We start from the raw sequence: 19,222 nt of genomic DNA on the forward strand, positions 1-19,222 counted from the left end.
GCACGGAGGTTCGGCGACAATGCGCCACGGGGACAACGATGATGGGCAGTGTCACTGCCGAGAGGCCGACCAGGGTGTCGTTGTCCCGCTTGCGGAAGACAGGTGGGACAGCGACGGAAGCGTGACGGGCGAGGGGCATGACGCGACCTGTGGAAGACCTGTTCATGAGTGTACGCTGCGGGTGTGACGCTTCGGAAGCTGATTGATCCTATCGAATCCATAGGGTGAGGCTATGGAAGCCTTTCCTATCGTCGCGGTCCGTGCCGGTGTTGCTGGCGCGTTATCGGCAAGGAGTATTGCTATCCATGGGAAGCACGAAATGATCTTTCTCGTATTGACTGCCACGGGTTGGGCTGAGACGGTTGCGGTCCTGCCGCGAGGTGCCTCGGAAGCGTGGATCAATGCCGGCATTCTCGACGACACCGAGGTGAAACGGCTTCGTGGGGATGGCTATACACTGACCATCATGGCGCACTGGATCGACCCTCACGATAGAGAGGATGTCGTCTCTGTCATGGCGACCATGCAAGATCATCATGCCGGCCAGCCCCTGTTCGTCGAATATCCTTACGCCTAAGGCGATGTGGGCGTAGACCGGCCCCGGCGTCGATAGACAAGGTCCGCTACCAAGGCGCCCGGCAAAGCACCCGTCAGGCACAGCGGTGCCGCAAACTCTGCCAGGCCCCAGGCTTTCGCGACTTGCCATCCTGCTTCGCGAAGTCCCGCCGGAACGAAGATAAGCAAAGCGACCGTGATTAGGATTCCGTAGAAGGCGCCGGCGCGCCAGAGAGCCAGACGGTACGATAAGCGCGCTGTCATCCCTGTGTCCTTGGTGAGTCGACGATTGAAGCGATAGCCTGCGGTCTTATGGACTGTCCGGCAAGAGCTGCGGAAAAAGAAGTATTTTTCTCGTACCTTCTTTCGATCAGCTAGGCGTAAATTGATCGCCTGGCATCCATGGCTGTTCATATGAACGCTGACTCAAACGCGTGGTTCGGCAAGAAGCGCATCGGCTGGGGCATCGGCCCGCGCCGCTGGCAGGGCTGGCTGGTCATGGCGATCTATGCGGTGACGATGATCGCGCTGCCGCAGGTTGTGGACAGGGCAGCCCACCCTTGGCTGGTCGGCGGAGGTATCGCCGTGCTGTCCGTTGCACTGCTCATCATCGTGATCGTCAAATTCGAGCACGCCGAGCAACGTCATCCCTAACGTGTCCATAGCCGAAGCACGGGCTTCACCAGCCCGGTGCTCGCTTCAATCCACCAGTTCGATGCCCAGGCCATGCAGCAGCCCGGACGCTTCCGTGCGGGTGAACCTGGCTCCCTTGATCTGGTTATCGCGGATGTCCATGACGTAATTGGTGGACTCTGAAAAATCCGCACCCCCCAGCTTCGTCTTCCCGAAGAGAGCTTCCGCAAAGTCGGAATAGGTGAAGTTCGCCCGCGTGAAGTTGCCTTGGCGCAGGTCGACGTGGCGGACCTTGCATTCCTCCATGACGATCTCCTGTAGATCGAGGTCGAAGAACGATGAGTAGTCCAGCACCGACTTGCGGAAAGCGAGCTTGGCCGGCGCGGCGTACCGCGGCCAGTCCGCTCGCGTCCAGTCCACGCCGATGACCTTGCATTCGTTGAACGTCACGCCCTGGAACTTGCTGGCCTTGATCTTGATGTTGCTCAGGTCGCAGGCTGCGAACGTGCAGTCGATGAACTTGCAGTGATCGAACGTTGCATCACTGAACGTGCAGCGGGTGAACGTGCATTCCTCGAAGGTGAGCGTGGCGAGGATGCTTTCGGCATAGTCCATGCCCTGGAACGCCTTGAGGTAAAAATCGCTTTCCGTGCCGATACGTTCGTTCATGGGGGGAGGGCCTGCGGAACACAGCGGCGATTGTCCGGCTTCACTGTCACGTGTTCAATCTTGCGTAACCGGTGCAACTGTGTGCGAGGGCGCTGCGCGATGCGATGCCGGCTACCATCACAATTGCCCCATCATGGCTGTGTACTATTTTCCGCATTTCCCATGCAGGATAATGCATCATGTCATTGGCTGAATCGCGCCGTGTGTGCGAAGGCGCGGCTGTGCATGCGCTTTCGAGCCCGCAACGGGATATCTATCACGATCAACTGATGAAGGGCCGCACGCCGACCTACAACATCGGTGGGTACGTCGACCTCTTCGGCGGCGTGGACGCGGCACGCTTCCGCCAGGCCCTGCAACTCGCCGTGCGTAAGCACGATTGCCTGCGTTTGCGTCTGGTTTCGAGAGGCGAGGACACGCCCGGACAGGTCATAACGCAAGAACTTGCGATGTCGCTGCCGTTGCTCGATGTTTCCGACCGCGAGGCGCCCGAGCAGCACGCGCGGGCGTGGATTCGCGAGTGCATCAACACACCATTCGATCTCTTCGATGGGCCATTGTTTCGCTGCGCGCTCATCAAGCTCTCGGAGAGCCGGTTCCAGTGGTTCATCTGCGCGCATCACATCGTCGTCGATGGCTGGGGCATCGATACCATCATCCAGTCCGTCGCCAGCCTGTACAACGCGCTGGAGAATGGTGAGGCGCCGGATACCGAGGCACCGTCCTATCTCGCGTTCGTAGCCAACGATGCCGCCTACCTGGGTTCTGCGTCGTTCGACAAGGATCGCGACCACTGGCTTGGCATCTACCCGGACGTGCCCGATCCGTTGCTCGCGCCCCGCCATCGCGACACGGTCGTCGGTCAGCCTTTTTCGACCGGTGAATATTCGTGGCGGCTGTCGCGCGATCTGGACGAGAAGATCGACGCCCTGGTCGCCACGCATGGATCGACGCGATTCCAGGTCTTTCTCGGCTTGTTCCAGGCGTTCTTCCTGCGCCTGGAACAGCGTGACGAACTGGCTGTCGGCCTGTCCGTCCTGAACCGCAAGGACGCCGCGGCGCGGCGCACCGCCGGCATGTTCACCAATGTCCTGCCGATGCGCCTGGCGTTCGATACGAGCGATTCGTTCGTCGCCTTGATCGCGTCCATCGCGCCGGCCTTGCGCCAGGCGTATCGACACCAGCGCTTCCCCGTCGGCGCGTTGAACGAGGGCCTGGACCTTTTCCGGAGCCATCGCGCACAGCTCTACGACCTTTCCATCTCCTACGAGCATGGCGGCACCGAACTGTTATTCGGCACGGTCCGCGGATGGGTCGTGAAGTGCACGAACGACCACGAAGGCACGCCGCTGCGTTTGTGCGTCCGTGATGACCTGGGGACGGGCGAGTCGACGATGTTCTTCATCTTCGGCTGCGCGTACTTCGACGACGGTGAGATCGCCATGTTGCGCGAGCGGTTCATCGTCTTCATGGAGGCGTTGCTGGCGGATGCCCACGCCCCCCTGGCCTCGATACCCGTCGTGCTCGCGAGCGAACGGAAGCAGTTCGCGGACTGGAACGCGACCGATGTCGCTTACCCCGATACGTGCCTGCACACGTGGTTCGAGCGCTGCGTCGACCGGCAGCCGGATGCCATCGCACTGGTGCACGGCGATGTATCGATCACCTACGCCGAACTCAACCGACGCGCCAACCGGCTTGCCCACCATCTCCTGGCGATGGGCGTGCAGCCGGACGACCGGATCGCGCTGTGCCTCGAACGAAGCGTGTCGATGGTGGTGGGCCTGTTGGCCGTCTTGAAGGCGGGAGGTGCTTACGTCCCCATCGATCCGACGTATCCGCCGGAGCGCCTGGCCTATCTGCTGCACGATGCCCAGCCGCGCCTGCTGCTGACGGACGAGACGGGGTGCCGTGCACTGGGTGCCTCCGTAGACGCGACGACGCACCTGCGGCTGGACCTGCCTTCGCCACCGTGGATCACGCTGCCTGCGAGCAACCCCGAGGTGGCTGGCGTGACCTCGCAGCACCTGGCCTACGTCATCTATACCTCGGGCTCCACCGGGCAACCCAAGGGGGTGATGGTCGAGCACCGTCACGTCGCCCACCAGGTCGTCGCGTTGCAGCGTGCCTACGACCTGCGGCCCGGCGACCGTCTGTTGCAGTTCGCTTCCCTGGCCTTCGACATGTCGGTGGAGGAAATCTTTCCCGCGCTGGTCACCGGTGCCACGCTCGTGTTGCGCACCGATGCCTGCCTGGCCTCGCCGGCGGCGTTTGCCGCCTTCTGTGCCGAGCACCGCCTGACCTGGATCAACCTTCCCAACACGTTCTGGGCGCAGCTGGCCACGGAACGCCCCGAACTGCCGCTGCCAGACACCTTGCGCCGGGTCAGCGTGGGTGGGGATGCCATCAGTCCTTCCGCGGTGGCCGCATGGTTCGCGAGGGCAGGGCACCGGCCCACGCTGTTCAATGCCTACGGGCCCACCGAGGCGACCGTCAACGCCACGCTGTTGCGCATGGACGAGGTGCCCCGCGTGCCGTCGATCGGACGCCCGGTGTCGAATGCCCAGGTGCATCTGCTCGACGCCCTCCAAAAGCCCGTGCCTGTGGGGGCCGTCGGTGAGCTGTACATCGGCGGTAGCGGCGTGGCGCGAGGCTATCTCCACCGGCCGACGCTGACCGCCGAGCGTTTCATCGACGACCCGTTCGCGAACCGTGCTGGTGCGCGCATGTACCGCACCGGCGACCTGGGTCGTTATCTGCCGGATGGCGCGATCGAATTCCTGGGTCGCAACGATCACCAGGTCAAGGTGCGCGGGTATCGCATCGAGCTGGGTGAGATCGAGGCCCGTCTCGCGACGCATTCATCGGTGCATGAGACGGTCGTACTCGCGCTGGGCGAGGGATTCGCGCGACGGCTCGTCGCCTATGTCGTGGCCCGGGGCAGCGAGGCCGACGATGCCGCACTCGCCGGACTGTTGCGAGCGCATCTCGCCGTCGACTTGCCCGATTACATGCTGCCGTCCGCCTTCGTCCGTCTGGACGCCTTTCCGCTCACGCCGAACGGCAAGCTCGATCGCAAGGCGCTGCCCGAACCCGGCGACGAGGCGTTCGCGCTGCGGCACTACGAGGCGCCCCGGGGCGAGGTGGAAACCGAACTGGCGACGCTATGGCGGGAATTGCTGGGCATCGAGCGCATCGGGCGTCACGATCACTTCTTCGAACTCGGCGGCCACTCGCTGGTCGCCATTCGCCTGCTCGGTCGCATGGCGCAGGCCTTCGATCGTGTGCTGCCGCTGGCCACGCTGTTCAGTCACCCTACCGTGGCCGAGCTGGCCGTGGCCGTCGAGGCGCTTGGGCGCGAAGACGCGCCTCCTGTCCTGCCGCCCATCCGTCCCGTCGTCCACGGGGAGACGCTGCCGCTGTCCTACGCACAGCAGCGCCTGTGGTTCATGGACCAGCTGGACCGTGACAGCGCGATCTATCACGTGTCGCTGGTGGTACGCATGACGGGCGAGGTGGACGGGGCGCTGCTTCACCGCAGCCTGGACCGCCTGCTGGCGCGGCATGAGGCCTTGCGCACCGTGTTCCGTGCGATCGACGGCGAGCCGCATGCCGCGCTGCTGCCGACGGATACCGCGTTCCCGTTCGTCGAACATGACCTGCGCGGGACGAGCGATCCCGACGGCGCACTGGTCCGATACACCGACGATAACGCGCGCACGCCGTACGACCTCGAACACGGGCCGCTGGTCCGCGCCTGCCTCGTGCGTGTCGCTGACCGCGACTGCACGTTGCTGCTGGGCATGCACCACATCGTCGCGGATGGCTGGTCCCTGCACCTGCTGGCCCGCGAGATCGGCACGCTGTACACCGCGTTTGCGCAAGGGCAGGACGACGCGCTGCCGCCGTTGCCGGTGCAGTATCCCGACTATGCCGCCTGGCAGCGTGCGGTGCTGACTCCCCAGCGCTTGCAACGCCAGGTCGACTATTGGCGGCACACGCTGGCCGGCGCGCCGGACTTGCTCAACCTGCCGACAGATCGACCGCGCCCGGCGCGCCAGTCGTTCGCAGGTGCGGTGGTGCCGCTGCGGGTCGATGCCACGGTGGCCGGCCGCCTCAGGCAGGTGTGCGCCCGGCACGGCGTGAGCCTGTTCATGCTGCTTACGGCGGCGTGGTCGAGCGTGCTGGCGCGCCTTTCGGGTCAGGACGACGTGGTGATCGGAACGCTCTCTGCCAACCGCGGGCAGCGCGAGATCGAGCCGCTCATCGGCTTCTTCGTCAGCACGCTGGCCCTGCGCCTGGACGTGTCCGGCGAGCCGGATACCGCCGGGATGCTCGCCCGGGTGCGCCAGCGCATCCTCGCGGCACAGGAAAACCAGGACCTGCCGTTTGAGCAGGTGGTGGAGCTCGCGCGTCCGTCGCGGCGGCTGGACCATTCGCCGCTGTTCCAGGTGCTCATCGCCTGGCAGAGCAACGACCGCGGGCGCTTCGCGTTGCCGGGCATCGAGGTGAGCCAGGCAGAGATGTCACTCGCGGCGATCCGCTACGACCTGGAACTGCATCTCTACGAGGACGAAGACGCCATCGTCGGCGGACTCGGCTATGCCACGGCGTTGTTCGACGAGGCATCGATCGAGCGCCACGTGGGCTACCTGGGAGCCGTGCTGGATGCCATGGCCGCCGACACGACGCTGCCTTTATCCCGCACCGAATTATCCGGTGCCGACGAACGGGCCTTGCTCGAACGCTGGAATCGTACCGAGGTATCCGTCGCGCGGGAGGAGGGCATCCACCGACTCTTCGAACGGCAGGCGGCACGCTCGCCGGACGCGATCGCCCTCATCCACGGCGAGGCGCGGCTGGCCTATGGCGCGCTGAACCGGGAGGCGAACCGCCGGGCGCGTCATCTACGTGCGCTGGGCATCGGTGCGGAGGGCCGAACCGACCAGCGCGTCGCGCTCTGCGCCGAGCGCGGCTTCGCCATGGTCACCGCCATGCTGGCCATCCTCAAGGCGGGCGCCTGCTACGTACCGCTCGATCCCGCCTACCCCGCGGAACGGTTGCAGCAGGTGCTCGATGAAGCGGGCGCGACGCTGCTGCTTGCCGACGGGGCGGGGCGACGCGCAGTGGGCGACCGGTCGCTAGCGACACACCGCACGATCGACCTCGATAGGGCGCCGCCCGAAGACGACGCGCTTGCATCGGACGACCTTGACCCCTTGCCCGGCGCGACGGATACCAACCTCGCCTACGTGATCTACACGTCCGGCTCCACGGGCACGCCGAAAGGCGTCGCCATGCCGCACGGGCCGCTGGTCAACCTGGTGCACTGGCAACGAACGCAGAGCGAACATGCGGGCGCCCCGGCACCGCGTACCCTGCAATACGCAGCGCTCGGCTTCGACGTGGCGTTCCAGGAGATCTTCGCCACGCTTTGTTTCGGGGGAGCGCTGGTCCTGGTGGACGCGGCGGTTCGGCTGCAGTTCGAGGTGCTGGTGGACGTGTTGCGCGAGCAACGCGTGCAGCGCGTCTTCCTGCCGTACATCGCCTTGCAGTCGCTGGCCGAGGCGATCGACGAGGGTTCCGTCCACGGTGAACTGCTGCCGGACCTTCGCGAGGTGGCCGTGGCCGGCGAGCAGTTGCGCCTGACCCCGCAGATCAAGCGCCTGTTCGCGCGCTTGCCGGCGTGCGCCCTGCACAATCACTACGGACCCACGGAAACCCATGTGGTCACGGCGCAGACGCTCGGCCCGGGGTCGATCGGCGATTCGCCCAGCCACGTACCCATCGGGCGTCCCATCGCCAACGCCCGCGCCTATGTGCTCGATACCCAGGGCGTGCCGGTGCCGCTGGGTGCCGTCGGCGAGTTGTACATCGGCGGCGTGGGCATCGCGCGCGGGTATCTCGATCGCGACGAACTGACCGCCCAGCGGTTCGTGCGCGATCCGTTCGACACCCGCCCCGATGCGCGCATGTATCGCACGGGCGACCTTGCCCGTTACCTGCCGGATGGGCGACTGGTCTGCCTCGGCCGCAATGACCATCAGGTCAAGGTCCGCGGTTTCCGCATCGAGCTGGGCGATATCGAGGCCCACCTCGCCGATCATCCGGCGGTACGGGAGTGCGCGGTGATCGCACGCGCGGATACGCGTGGCGAGACGCAACTGGTCGCCTATGTCGTCGCGCCGTGCCAGGACGACGGCTTGGCGGCCACGCTGCATGCGCACCTCGCCGGCCTGCTGCCGGGCTACATGGTGCCCGCGGCATTCGTGCGTCTGGCCGCCATTCCCCTGACCGCGCACGGCAAGCTGGATCGCCGCGCGTTGCCGTTACCCGACGAGCAGGCGTTTGCGCGCTCGGTCTATGCGCCGCCGCAAGGCGAGATCGAGGCGGGACTGGCCGCGTTGTGGCAGGACCTGCTCGGCGTGGAGCGGGTCGGGCGGCACGATCACTTCTTCGAGCTGGGCGGCCACTCGCTGATCGCAGTGCGGCTGCTGAGTCGCCTGTCGCAGCGTTTCGGCGTGGCGTTGCCGCTGGCCGAGCTGTTCGCGCACCCGGTACTCAGCGAGCTGGCCGGCGTGCTGGCCGACAGCCGGCTCAGGATAGGCGACACGGGCCTCGAGGTCATCCCGCGAGCGTCTCGCGGGGACAGCGCCCCGCTGTCACACGCCCAGCAACGGCTCTGGTTCCTCGCCCAGCTCGAGGGTGACAGCGCCACTTACCACATCCCACTGACGGTGCGTCTCGACGGTGACCTCGACGTGGCCGCCCTGCGCAGCGCATTCCGCCGCCTGCTGGCGCGCCATGAGAGCCTGCGCACCGTGTTCGTCGCCGAGCACGGGCGACCACACACCATGGTCCTCGATGAGGATCGCGGCCCGGACCTGCACCACGACGACCTGCGTGACCGGCCCGACATCGAGGCCGCGTTGACACGCTTCCTGGCCGAGGACAGGAACCGTCCGTTCGACCTCGCCGCCGGCCCCCTGGTTCGCGCCAGCCTGGTCAGGGTGGGCGAGTCGCGTCATGTGCTGCAACTGACCCTGCATCACCTGGTGGCCGACGGCTGGTCGCTCGGCATCGTCGCCGCCGAACTCGGCGCCCTCTATGCCGCCGGCGTGGACGGCGTGGATAGCGCGCTGCTGCCGCTGCCGATCCAGTACGCCGACTACGCCCTCTGGGAACGCGACCGCATGAGCGGGGACCGCCTCACGGCGCAAGCCGCGTACTGGCGACGGCAGCTCGCGGACGCACCGTCCCTGCTGACCCTGCCGACGGACAGGCCGCGTCCAGCACGTCAGTCGTTCGCCGGTGCGTTCCTTCCACTGACACTGGACCCCACGCTGACGCGTGCACTCAAACGTGTTGCCCACAAGCACGGCACGACCCTGTTCATGGTGGTGCTGGCCGCCTGGGCCGCGGTGCTGTCACGGCTCGCCGGTCAGTCGGAGGTGATGATTGGTACGCCCACCGCGGGACGCGGGCGGGAAGAACTGGAAGCGCTGATCGGCTTCTTCATCAATACCCTCGCGCTGCGCATCGACCTCGCCGCCCCACACGACGTTGCTTCGCTGCTCGACCACGTGCGGCAGGTCGCGCTGGATGCGCAGGCGCACCAGGACCTTCCGTTCGACCAGGTGGTGGAGATCGCGCAGGTGCCCCGGCGCGTCGATCGCACACCGCTGGTCCAGGTGCTGTTCGCCTGGCAGAGCCACGACGAGGGTCGGTTGTCATTGCCCGGCATCGCGGTGGAGCCGCTGCCCGCGTTCGACTGGGTGAAGTTCGATATCGAGCTGATCCTGAGCGACGTGGACGGCAGTATCCAGGGCGGCTTCAACTACGCCACCGCCTTGTTCGACGACGACACCATGGCGCGTCACGCCGGCTACCTGCATACCGTCCTGGAAGCCATGGTGGCCGATGACGCCGCGACGATAGCGGCCATCCCGTTGCTCGCCGTGCCCGAGCGGCGGCAACTGCTGGACGAGTGGAACCGTACCGAGGCATCGTATCCCGCGCAGACGGGCATGCACCAGCTGGTGGAGCGCTGGGCGCGCGACACACCGGACGCGCCCGCACTGGTCGATGCTTCGGAAACGCTCTCGTACGCACAGTGGAACGCTCGCGCCAACGGTCTCGCCCACGAACTGATCGCGCGGGGCGTGCGCCCAGGCGGCCGGGTGGCGCTGTGTGTCGGCAAGGGTTCGGCCATGTTCGTCGCGCTCCTCGCCGTACTGAAGACCGGCGCCGCGTACGTGCCGCTCGACCCGGCGTACGCCTCGGCGCGTCTGGACCATATCCTGGACGATGCCGCGCCCGGGCTCCTGCTTTACGACGCCGCCGGACGCGCGGCGCTCGGCGCGACGGCGCTCGCGGCGCGCGACGCGCTCGATCTGGCGGACTGGCTCGGCCGGGACGGCGAGGAAACCGACAACCCCGACGTGGGCGGCTTCGATGCACGCATGCTCGCGTACGTCATCTATACCTCCGGTTCCACCGGCAAGCCGAAGGGCGTCATGGTGGAACACCACGCGGTGGTCAACCTTGCGCTGTCGCTGAGCGAGCGGCTGGGCGTGGACGCAAACAGCCGGATCAGCCAGTTCGCCTCGCCCGGCTTCGATGCCAGCGTCTTCGAGAGCGTGATGGCCCTCGCCACGGGCAGTGCGCTGTATGTCCCCACGCAGGCGGAGCGGCTGAATCCGGCCGCTTTCCTCGCCTTCATTGGGCGCCACGGCATAACCCACGCCTCGCTGCCGCCGGCCTTCCTGCAAGGCCACCTCGAAACCCCTCGCTGGTCGCATCGACCCACGCTCGTCTTCGTGGGTGACGCATCCGCGCCGGGGCTGGTGGCCACCTGGCAACGCCATGCCCGTATGGCCAACGCGTACGGCCCAACCGAAATCACGGTATGCGCCACGGTGTGGCTGGCCCCGGACGAGCCTGGCGCACCGGCCAGCGTGCCGATCGGCAGGCCGCTCGCCAATACACGCCTGTATGTGCTCGACGAGCAGGGTCTGCCGGTGCCGTGTGGCAGCGTTGGTGAGTTGCATATCGGCGGGGTAGGGGTCGGACGCGGCTACCTCGACCGGCCCGTACTGACGGCCGAACGGTTCGTTCCCGATCCGTTCGATGCGCGGCCCGGCGCACGCATGTACCGCACCGGCGACCTTGTCCGCTACCTGGCGGACGGCAATCTCGTCTTCGTGGGACGCAACGATCATCAGGTCAAGTTGCGCGGCTTCCGCATCGAACTGGGCGAGATCGAGAGCCAGCTGGCGATGCATCCCATGGTGCGGGAGTGTGTCGTGATGGCCCGCGAGGATCGACCGGGCGAGCAGCGCCTGGTGGCCTACGTGGTGGTGGATGCCGATGGAGACGCGGACGTTGCCCTCCTGCGCGATCACCTGGCCGTGCGGCTGCCGGACTACATGCTCCCTGCGGCTTTCGTCGTGCTCAGGTCGATGCCGCTCACCGCGCACGGCAAGCTGGATCGCAAGGCCCTGCCCATGCCGGACGATGGTGCATACGCCCGGCGTGCCTGGGAGCCGCCGCACGCCGGAGCCGAGAACACGCTGGCGAGGTTGTGGCGCGAGGTGCTGGGTGTCGAGCGCGTCGGCCGACACGATCACTTCTTCGAGCTCGGCGGCCACTCGATGCTGGTCGTGCAACTGGTCATGCGCATCAACGAGGTCATGGACATGTCGGTGGCGGTACGCGATGTGTTCCGCTGTCCGGTGTTGACGGACATGGCGCAACTGATGTCTCCGGCCGATACGCTCCCGCCGTCGCTCGTCCTCGACCTGGACAGGGAGATCGTGCTCGACGAGGCCATCCGTGCCGATGCGCGACCTCGAGACCACGCGCCACCGGCGCATATCCTGCTCACGGGTGCGTCGGGTTTTCTCGGGGTATTCCTGCTTGCATCGTTGCTACGGCAGACGCAGGCGACGGTGCACTGCCTTGTCCGTTGTATCGACCCTGCGGACGGATGGTCGCGGCTGGCAGCGACTATCCGGCGGTTCGGCATCGCCGGGATCGATCCCGCCCGCGTGGTGATCGTGCCGGGCGATCTCGCGCAGCCGAAGCTCGGTCTGACCGAGGCGTGTTTCGATCGCCTGGCCGACATGATCGATACGATCCACCATAACGGGGCGTGGGTGGATTCGTTGCACACGTACGCCAGCCTGAAAGCGGCCAACGTGACGGGCACCCAGGAGATCCTGCGCCTGGCAGCGCGGGGCACGCCCAAGCACATCCACTACGTATCCACGCTCAGCACGATACCGCCGGTCGAGAGCGCCGGACCGGACATCGTGAAGGAGACGCAGCTGGCCGAGCACTGGCGTGGCCTTCCTTCGGGCTACGCGCAAAGCAAGTGGGTGGCCGAGCGGCTGTTGCGCGTCGGTGGCGAGCGCGGCATCCCGTACACGGTCTATCGTCCCACGCATATCGCGGGCGCCCGTGGGAACGGCGCCAGCAACGCCACCGATACGTGGAGCCTGTTCATCGATGCGTGCCTCGTTCTCGAGTGCGTGCCGGACATCGATACGCCTATCAATTCATTGCCGGTGGACGACATGGCCGACGCGATCGTGACCCTGTCGCTGCGAGGCGACATGCGCGGCCGTAGCCTCAACCTCACCAACCCACGATCGTTCATGCTCGGCGAACTGACCCGACAGGTCGCGGCCATCGACGAGCTGGACGTGCAGCGTGTGGACTATCAAAAGTGGCGGCAGCAACTCGGCGAGCATCCCGCCACCGGGCGCCTCGCCACTGTGATGCCGGTCGAACTGTCGGAACCACCGGTCGGGACGAAGGCTCGTGCGCCGATCGAACTGGGCAATGCGATGGTCGAGTTCGCCGGTGACGGCGTGCGCGCTACGGCGATGACGCCCGAGCTATTGTGCAGGTATGTGCGGTGGCGTTATGGGCAGATGGTGCAGCCGGCTTGATCCAGTCAGGGCGGGCAGGGAGGCCCGCCATCGGCTTCCGTGCGGGCGGCGTTGTGCGTGGCAGGTACCGTTATTGCAAGGCGGTTCGCAGACGGGCCGCAAGCTCGACCCGTTCTTCGGTCGAGTAGGACGACTTCTTCCCCGTATACAGTCCGTCGTTGTCGTATCGTGGAAAGACATGCAAGTGGTAGTGCCAGACATCCTGGTTGCCGGCGGGTCCATTGTGCTGGCGGGTGGAGATTCCATCGCACTGAAAAACGCTCCGCATCGCCTGTGCCAGTCGACGTGTCGTGCGAAAGAACGCCTGTCCAAGGTCGTCCGGGATATCCAGCACGTTTTCATGGTGCATCCGCGGTATCACCAGACAATTGCCTTTTATCCCGCCGTAGTAGTGCGTGGGCACCAACGCGAATACAGTGCTTTCGATCAGGACGACCGCTGATTCCGGCGCCGGCAGCGGCAGCGTCTCGGCGATACCGCAGAACGGGCATAAGTATCCGGGAGGTGCGTTCTTCATGCATATCCACTATGTCGGCGTCGTCACGTCATCCCATTCGGCCTGCTCGAAGCGCACAAGCCAGTTCAGCGCGTGATGACGTTCCTGGATCACGCCCGGGATGACATGGGGAGGGAAGTCGCGGCGGCCGAGCTCAGCCTCGCGTATGACCCAATGCGTGCGGAATGTCATGTCGAGCGCGTCGAGGATATCGTCGGTGAGACGCAGGCCAGGCGTAGTCGGCATTCCATGCTCCGCGTCATCGAGCAGGCTGGCCGTGAGGCCGGCGACATCGCAAATGGTATCCGGCGCAGGGTGGTCCGGCCAAAGTCCTGCCGCCCAGGCCAGGGTCGCCATGCTCTCGTAGCGCCAACCCATCTGGGTGACGAGATGCTCATCCGGGTTATCGGCCTGGAGGAACGCTTGTTCGTCCGGCGACAGATACGGGAAGGCTCCTGGGAGGCGCTCGCGCATCTGTTCGACATCGAGCCGTTCGCCGTCGCGGATGCCTTCCGCATAGGCGCTTACGATAAGCAAGGCCATCACGCGTCCGACGACGTCCGCCGGTGTACGCCATTGGGCTTCTTCCTCACCGACCACCGGTGGCAGGCTGGTCGAGGTGTGTATGCCTTTCTCCGAGAGTTCGGTCTCGATGACGGCTTTCCTCGCCACGGCATCGGCGGGATAGGGGACGTCCGCGGCAGGATCGCCGTCGCCCTCACTGTCGATCAGCACGCGGCCAGCCGTGTCGCGGACGCTTCCGTCGTCGTGAAAGACCACCGCGTTTGCCCGTTCGGTCCATCGCGAGAACGTGGGGAGGGCGGATGGCGCGACGCTCAGGCTGACGTGATGCTGCACCCTCTGCAGGTGCCGCATCAGGTGATAGCGCACGCGCGTCATCTCACCATCGCCGCGGCTGAGCACATAGCCGATGAATCCCTCGAGGTGCCCAATCAGGTCGGGGTCGCCCAGGTCGCGCTGTCCGAGCACGCGATGGGGAAAATCGAGTGCGGGTAGCGTGCTTACCGTGGCATAGACGTTCAAGCGGAGTTCGCTTGCGTCCGGGTCGCCGCCCGTGGGGGACGAGAGCATCGATGTGAGGCGTGTGAACATGGAGGAGGCTTCCTTCGCAGGTTCCGACGATTCTATCGCGAGGCCTTCCTGAACCCCGGAAACAACAAAGCCCCGCATCGCTGCGAGGCTTCGTCTATAATTGGTGCCCAAGAGAGGACTCGAACCTCCACGGTTTTACCCGCTAGTACCTGAAACTAGTGCGTCTACCAATTCCGCCACCTGGGCAGGTGTCCCGAAGCATCGCTGCCCCGTGAGCCGCGTAGATTAGGTAGGTCGAGTATGCTTGTCAACTATTTTGCACCCCGGATGTGAAACTATTTCCCATCCCCCTTCAAAGGTTCTTACGTGACAAAGAAAACGAAAGGTTCGGATACCGAACGCGGTCCCCGTAAACCCAAGGCCAGCCGCGCCGGCAAGGCGCCGGAAGGCAACACCCCCGCGCATGCCGTGGTCGATCCCCATGCCGAGCGCGAAGCCCAGCGCTACGAGAAGCCCATCCCCAGCCGTGAGGCCATCCTGGCCCTGCTGGAGGAGCGCGGCGAGCTGCTGGCCGAATACGACATCGCCCGGGCGCTGCGCCTGTTCGATGAATACGAGATCGTCGCCCTCAACAAGCGCCTGGGCGCCATGGTCCGCGACGGCCAGCTGCTGCGTAACCGCCGTGGCGACTACGCGCCGGCGCAGAAACTCAGCCTGATCCCCGGTCGCGTCATCGCCAATGCCGAGGGCTACGGCTTCCTGCGTCCGGACGAGGGCGGCGACGACCTCTACCTCTCGCCGCAGCAGATGCGCAGCGTGCTCCACGGCGATCGCGTGCTCGCCAGCGTGGTCGGCATCGACCGTCGCGGCCGCCGCCAGGGCGCCATCGTGGAAGTGCTGGAGCGCCGCTCGCCGCGGATGGTCGGGCGCGTGGTGATCGAGAACGGCGTGACCCTGGTCGAGCCGGACGATCGCCGCCTGCACCAGAACATCATGATTCCCGCCGGCCGCGACGCCGGTGCCCGCTCGGGCGAGATCGTCGTGGTGGAAATCACCGATCCGCCGACCCAGCAGCGCGGCCCCATGGGCACCGTGCGCGCCGTGCTCGGCGAGCGCCTGCAACCGTCGCTGGTGGTCGAGATGGCCATCGCCAGCCACGACCTGCCGCACGAGTTTCCGCCGCAGGTCATCCGCCAGGCCGAGGAAATCGAGCCCAAGGTCACCTCGGAAGAACGCAAGGGTCGCACGGACATCCGCAAGCTGCCCCTGGTCACCATCGACGGCGAAGACGCACGCGACTTCGACGACGCGGTGTATGCCGAGTCCCTGAAGGACGGCGGTTTCCGCCTGATCGTGGCCATCGCGGACGTCTCGCACTACGTGCCGGTGGGTACCCCGCTGGACGTCGAAGGCTACAACCGCAGCACGTCCACCTATTTCCCCGGGTTCGTCGTGCCAATGCTGCCGGAGACCTTGTCCAACGGCATCTGCTCGCTGATGCCGAAGGTCGAGCGCCTGTGCATGGTCTGCGACATGGAGATCGACGAGGAAGGCGAGGTCACCCGCTCCAAGTTCTACGACGCGGTGATGTTCTCGCATGCGCGCCTCACCTATAACAAGGTCTGGCAGGCCGTGGGCGAGCGCAATGCCGACGTGCGCGACGAGATCGCCGACGTGCTGCCGCAGGTGGAAACCCTGCACAAGCTGTACAAGGTGATGGCCAAGGCACGCAAGCGCCGCGGCGCCATCGATTTCGAGACCCCGGAAGTCAAGTTCCGCCTGGGGCCAGCGGGCGATGTGCAGTCGATGGGCGCTTCGGATCGCAACGACGCGCACAAGATGATCGAGGAATGCATGATCGCCGCGAACGTGCAGGCGGCGCGGTTCCTCACCAAGCGCAAGGTGCCTGCGCTGTACCGTGTGCATGCCACACCCCCGGCCGAGAAATACGAAGACCTCCTGCAGTTCCTCAAGGAGTTCAAGCTGAAGATGCCGCCGGCCGACGAAGTTACGCCTGCGGATTTCTCGGCCCTGCTGAAGAAGGTGCAGGATCGTCCGGAGGCGGAGCTGATCCAGTCGGTGCTGCTGCGCGCGCAGAGCATGGCCATCTACCATCCGGAAAACCAGGGCCACTTCGGCCTGGCGCTGGATGCGTACGCGCACTTCACCTCGCCGATCCGCCGTTACCCGGATTTGCTCGTCCATCGTGCGATCCGCTATGCGATCACGCGGGGCAAGCCGTCCGAGTACGTCTACAGCGACACGCAGATGTCCGCCATGGCCATTCACTGCTCGCAGCGCGAGCGGCGTGCCGAGGAAGCCGAGCGCGACGTGGACGAGCGCTTCAAGTGCGCCTGGATGGAGAAACACGTTGGTGAGGAATTCGCCGGCACCATCACCGGCGTCACCTCGTTCGGGCTGTTCGTCGAGCTGGCCGCCTCGCGCGTGTCGGGTCTGGTGCACGTCTCGCAGCTGCCCAACGATTACTACAAGTTCGATCCAGTCCGTCACCTCCTGCAGGGCGAGCGCACCGGCGCGGCGTATCGCCTGGGCGACTACGTGAGCGTGCAGGTGCTGCGTGCCAGCCTGGAAGATCGCAAGATCGACTTCCGCCTTATCGCGCGGCTGGCCGCGCTGCCCAAACCCGCGCCGAAGGTGGCCGCACCGGTCGCCGCGCCGCGCTCGGGCATGATGGAAGCGGGCAGGGCGATGGGCCGTGCGGCGAAGAAAGCCGTCGGCCGCATCTTCGGCAAGAAGACTCCGGCACCGGTGGCCGTCGAGGAACCGATCGCGCCGAAGGCCCGTCCGGAGCGTTCGCCGGCGGCGGAAACCACGGCCGATCGCTCGGAGCGTTCTTCGCAGCGGGGCTCCCGCCAGCGCGGCCCGCGTCAGGCGGGCGGTGGTGAATCGCGCCAGGACGACAACCGCTCGGGCAACCGTCGTGGGCCGCGTCGCGACGACACGCGTGACACGCCGCCGTCGCCATCGTCGGAGGCTCCGGCACGGGGCAGGGCGACATCGAAGCGCGGCGGCGCGCCGGCTGGCGCGGGTTCGTCGGGCGAGGGTCGTTCGTCGGCCCCGGCCGTGAAGAAGGCCCCCAGGAAGCAGGCCGCGGCACCGTCGGACGCAACGACGACGGATACACCGTCGACGGAGCAGGCCACGGCGAAGAAGTCCACGACGCGTCGTGGTCCGCGTAAACCCAGGAGCAAGCCGCAAGCATGAGCGAGTCGTGGATCGTAGGCATCAATCCGGTCGAGGGCGCACTCGTCAACGACCCGGATCGTATCCGTGAAGTACTGATCGAGCAGGGTTCGAAGAACGCTCGCATTGCGGAGATTGCGGGCCAGGCGCGCAAGCTCGGCCTGATCGTCAAGCCGGTGGCCAAGGAACAGCTGGAGAAGCTCGGTGGCGAAGCACGCCATCAGGGCGTCATCGCGCGTTATGAAACTCCGCCCTTGCGCGACGAGAGCGCCCTGCCGGCGTTGCTCGAGGCGGCGGGCGCGGATGCGTTGGTGCTCGTACTGGACGGCGTCACCGACCCGCACAACCTGGGTGCGTGCCTGCGCAGTGCGGCGGCGGCCAAGGTGACGGCGGTGGTGGTACCGAAGGATCGCGCGGTAGGCATCACGCCCACCGTGCGCCGCGCGTCCGCCGGCGGTGCCGACCTGGTGCCGCTGATCGCGGTGACCAACCTGGCCCGCGCCCTGCGCCTGCTGAAGGACGCCGGCGTGTGGATCACCGGGCTGGACGGCGACACCGACCAGTCCATCTACACGATCGACCTGAAGGGGCCGGTGGCGCTGGTGATGGGTAGCGAGGGTGACGGCATGCGTCGGCTCACCCGCGATACCTGCGATTTCGTGGCGAAGATACCGATGCCCGGCGGGATGGAGAGCCTCAACGTCTCCGTCGCCACGGGTGTCGTCCTGTTCGAGGCGTTGCGTCAGCGAGGTGCGAAGAAATGAATGCGATGTTCTGGCACGACTGGGCGGGTCTGGTCGGCGTGGCACTGGTGTTGATCGCCTTCCTCCTGCTCCAGGCGCACAAGGTGTCCGGCCAGGGTTACGCCTATCAGGTGATGAACCTGCTGGGTGCGTTCGGCATCCTGCTGTCGCTGGTGTTCGGCATGTTCAACCTGTCGGCGTTCGTGCAGGAGCTGGCCTGGTTCCTGATCAGCGTCTACGGCATCGTCCGTGGCGCGAAGGTACGCAAGGCCGCGGCCGATCCCACGACCGGTTCCACCGGTCCGACCGTCGGCCCCTCCGTCTGACGAGCGGGTCAGCGCGGGGTTACACACGCTCCGTATAATGGCAACGGGTCGGCGCAATGCCGGCCCGCTTCCGGGGACGACCCCGGAACGCGCACCATCTCCGCGGGGACGACCCCGCTCTTGCGGAGCACACTCCCATGTATTGGTTGATTCTTGTCGTGGCCGGCTTTTTCGAAATCGCCTGGGCCGTCGGCCTTAAATACACCGAGGGCTTCACCCGTCTGTTGCCCAGCGTCCTCACCGCGGGCGCGATGCTGGTGAGCATCGTGCTGCTGGCCTTCGCGACGAAACAGCTGCCCCTGGGCACGGCGTATGCGGTGTGGACGGGCATCGGCGCCGTTGGCGCGGTGATTTTCGGTATCGTGTTGTTCGGTGAGTCGGCGCAGCCGTTGCGGCTGGTGTGCGTCGGGCTGATCGTGCTGGGGATTCTGGGGTTGAAGCTGACGTCGGCGTCTGCGTAGCCGTGGATCGCGCTGGTTGTGGCGATCGGGGTCGAGCGTATGAGGCGATGGGGGTTATTGCATCGCCGCTGCGTTGGCTTTTCGCGCACATCGTGCGCTTGTGTCTTTTCGATGGGGTAGATTCGAA

Annotated in this window: 10 protein-coding genes and 1 tRNA gene; 7 read left to right on the forward strand and 4 right to left on the reverse strand. The window is 66.0% G+C overall.

Features of this window, described 5'->3' with window-relative positions; all coding sequences use genetic code 11:
* The first annotated feature begins 232 nt into the window (after positions 1-232).
* Together QRN34_RS19000 and QRN34_RS19005 are read left to right on the forward strand one after the other, a co-directional pair.
* On the forward strand, positions 233-577 hold the full coding sequence (locus QRN34_RS19000; protein WP_285407058.1) for a hypothetical protein: 345 nt from the start codon (positions 233-235) through the stop codon (positions 575-577).
* Positions 578-969: 392 nt separating this feature from the next.
* Positions 970-1,209 carry a hypothetical protein gene (locus QRN34_RS19005; protein WP_285407060.1) on the forward strand — a complete coding sequence of 80 codons (240 nt, stop codon included), beginning with the start codon at positions 970-972 and terminating at the stop codon, positions 1,207-1,209.
* A gap of 45 nt (positions 1,210-1,254) precedes the next feature.
* Here the strand turns inward: QRN34_RS19005 and QRN34_RS19010 are convergent, their stop codons facing one another.
* Complete coding sequence (locus QRN34_RS19010) at positions 1,255-1,857, reverse strand: pentapeptide repeat-containing protein (protein WP_285407062.1); 603 nt, start codon at positions 1,855-1,857, stop codon at positions 1,255-1,257.
* A gap of 179 nt (positions 1,858-2,036) precedes the next feature.
* Here QRN34_RS19010 and QRN34_RS19015 point away from each other — a divergent pair, with 179 nt between their 5' ends.
* Positions 2,037-12,812, forward strand: a complete 10,776-nt coding sequence (locus tag QRN34_RS19015; protein ID WP_285407065.1) for a non-ribosomal peptide synthetase — start codon at positions 2,037-2,039, stop codon at positions 12,810-12,812.
* Positions 12,813-12,882: 70 nt separating this feature from the next.
* On the opposite strand, the gene QRN34_RS19020 is transcribed toward QRN34_RS19015, so the two are convergent.
* The 3 genes from QRN34_RS19020 to QRN34_RS19030 form a co-directional block, all read right to left on the reverse strand.
* On the reverse strand, positions 12,883-13,329 hold the full coding sequence (locus QRN34_RS19020; RefSeq protein WP_285407067.1) for an HIT family protein: 447 nt from the start codon (positions 13,327-13,329) through the stop codon (positions 12,883-12,885).
* A 9-nt stretch (positions 13,330-13,338) separates the two neighbouring features.
* On the reverse strand, positions 13,339-14,421 hold the full coding sequence (locus tag QRN34_RS19025; protein ID WP_285407068.1) for a DUF4272 domain-containing protein: 1,083 nt from the start codon (positions 14,419-14,421) through the stop codon (positions 13,339-13,341).
* 101 nt (positions 14,422-14,522) lie between these two features.
* Positions 14,523-14,607: transfer RNA gene (locus tag QRN34_RS19030), tRNA-Leu, on the reverse strand.
* A 120-nt stretch (positions 14,608-14,727) separates the two neighbouring features.
* Here QRN34_RS19030 and rnr point away from each other — a divergent pair.
* The 4 genes from rnr (at position 14,728) to sugE (ending at position 19,095) form a co-directional block, all read left to right on the forward strand.
* Positions 14,728-17,586, forward strand: coding sequence for a ribonuclease R (gene rnr / locus QRN34_RS19035; protein WP_345782919.1), 2,859 nt, complete (start codon positions 14,728-14,730; stop codon positions 17,584-17,586).
* Positions 17,583-18,329, forward strand: a complete 747-nt coding sequence (gene rlmB, locus QRN34_RS19040) for a 23S rRNA (guanosine(2251)-2'-O)-methyltransferase RlmB (RefSeq protein WP_285407070.1) — start codon at positions 17,583-17,585, stop codon at positions 18,327-18,329. The genes rnr and rlmB overlap by 4 nt, the downstream gene beginning before the upstream one ends.
* Complete coding sequence (locus QRN34_RS19045; RefSeq protein ID WP_285407072.1) at positions 18,326-18,634, forward strand: hypothetical protein; 309 nt, start codon at positions 18,326-18,328, stop codon at positions 18,632-18,634. The genes rlmB and QRN34_RS19045 overlap by 4 nt, the downstream gene beginning before the upstream one ends.
* Before the next feature lie 137 nt (positions 18,635-18,771).
* Positions 18,772-19,095 (forward strand): quaternary ammonium compound efflux SMR transporter SugE, encoded by a 324-nt coding sequence (gene sugE / locus QRN34_RS19050; protein WP_285407073.1) that lies wholly within the window; start codon positions 18,772-18,774, stop codon positions 19,093-19,095.
* The last annotated feature ends 127 nt before the right edge of the window (positions 19,096-19,222 follow it).

The sequence above is a fragment of the Luteibacter sp. ME-Dv--P-043b genome (assembly GCF_030209605.1).
In the GTDB taxonomy this organism is placed as follows: Bacteria; Pseudomonadota; Gammaproteobacteria; order Xanthomonadales; family Rhodanobacteraceae; genus Luteibacter.

What these genes read in the sequence shown, in the direction of transcription:
- QRN34_RS19000 (WP_285407058.1), top strand. Translation starts at nt 233, where the DNA reads ATGGAAGCCTTTCCTATCGTCGCGGTCCGTGCCGGTGTTGCTGGCGCG.
- QRN34_RS19005 (WP_285407060.1), top strand. Translation starts at nt 970, where the DNA reads ATGAACGCTGACTCAAACGCGTGGTTCGGCAAGAAGCGCATCGGCTGG.
- QRN34_RS19010 (WP_285407062.1), bottom strand. Translation starts at nt 1,857, where the DNA reads ATGAACGAACGTATCGGCACGGAAAGCGATTTTTACCTCAAGGCGTTC.
- QRN34_RS19015 (WP_285407065.1), top strand. Translation starts at nt 2,037, where the DNA reads ATGTCATTGGCTGAATCGCGCCGTGTGTGCGAAGGCGCGGCTGTGCAT.
- QRN34_RS19020 (WP_285407067.1), bottom strand. Translation starts at nt 13,329, where the DNA reads ATGAAGAACGCACCTCCCGGATACTTATGCCCGTTCTGCGGTATCGCC.
- QRN34_RS19025 (WP_285407068.1), bottom strand. Translation starts at nt 14,421, where the DNA reads ATGTTCACACGCCTCACATCGATGCTCTCGTCCCCCACGGGCGGCGAC.
- rlmB (WP_285407070.1), top strand. Translation starts at nt 17,583, where the DNA reads ATGAGCGAGTCGTGGATCGTAGGCATCAATCCGGTCGAGGGCGCACTC.
- QRN34_RS19045 (WP_285407072.1), top strand. Translation starts at nt 18,326, where the DNA reads ATGAATGCGATGTTCTGGCACGACTGGGCGGGTCTGGTCGGCGTGGCA.
- sugE (WP_285407073.1), top strand. Translation starts at nt 18,772, where the DNA reads ATGTATTGGTTGATTCTTGTCGTGGCCGGCTTTTTCGAAATCGCCTGG.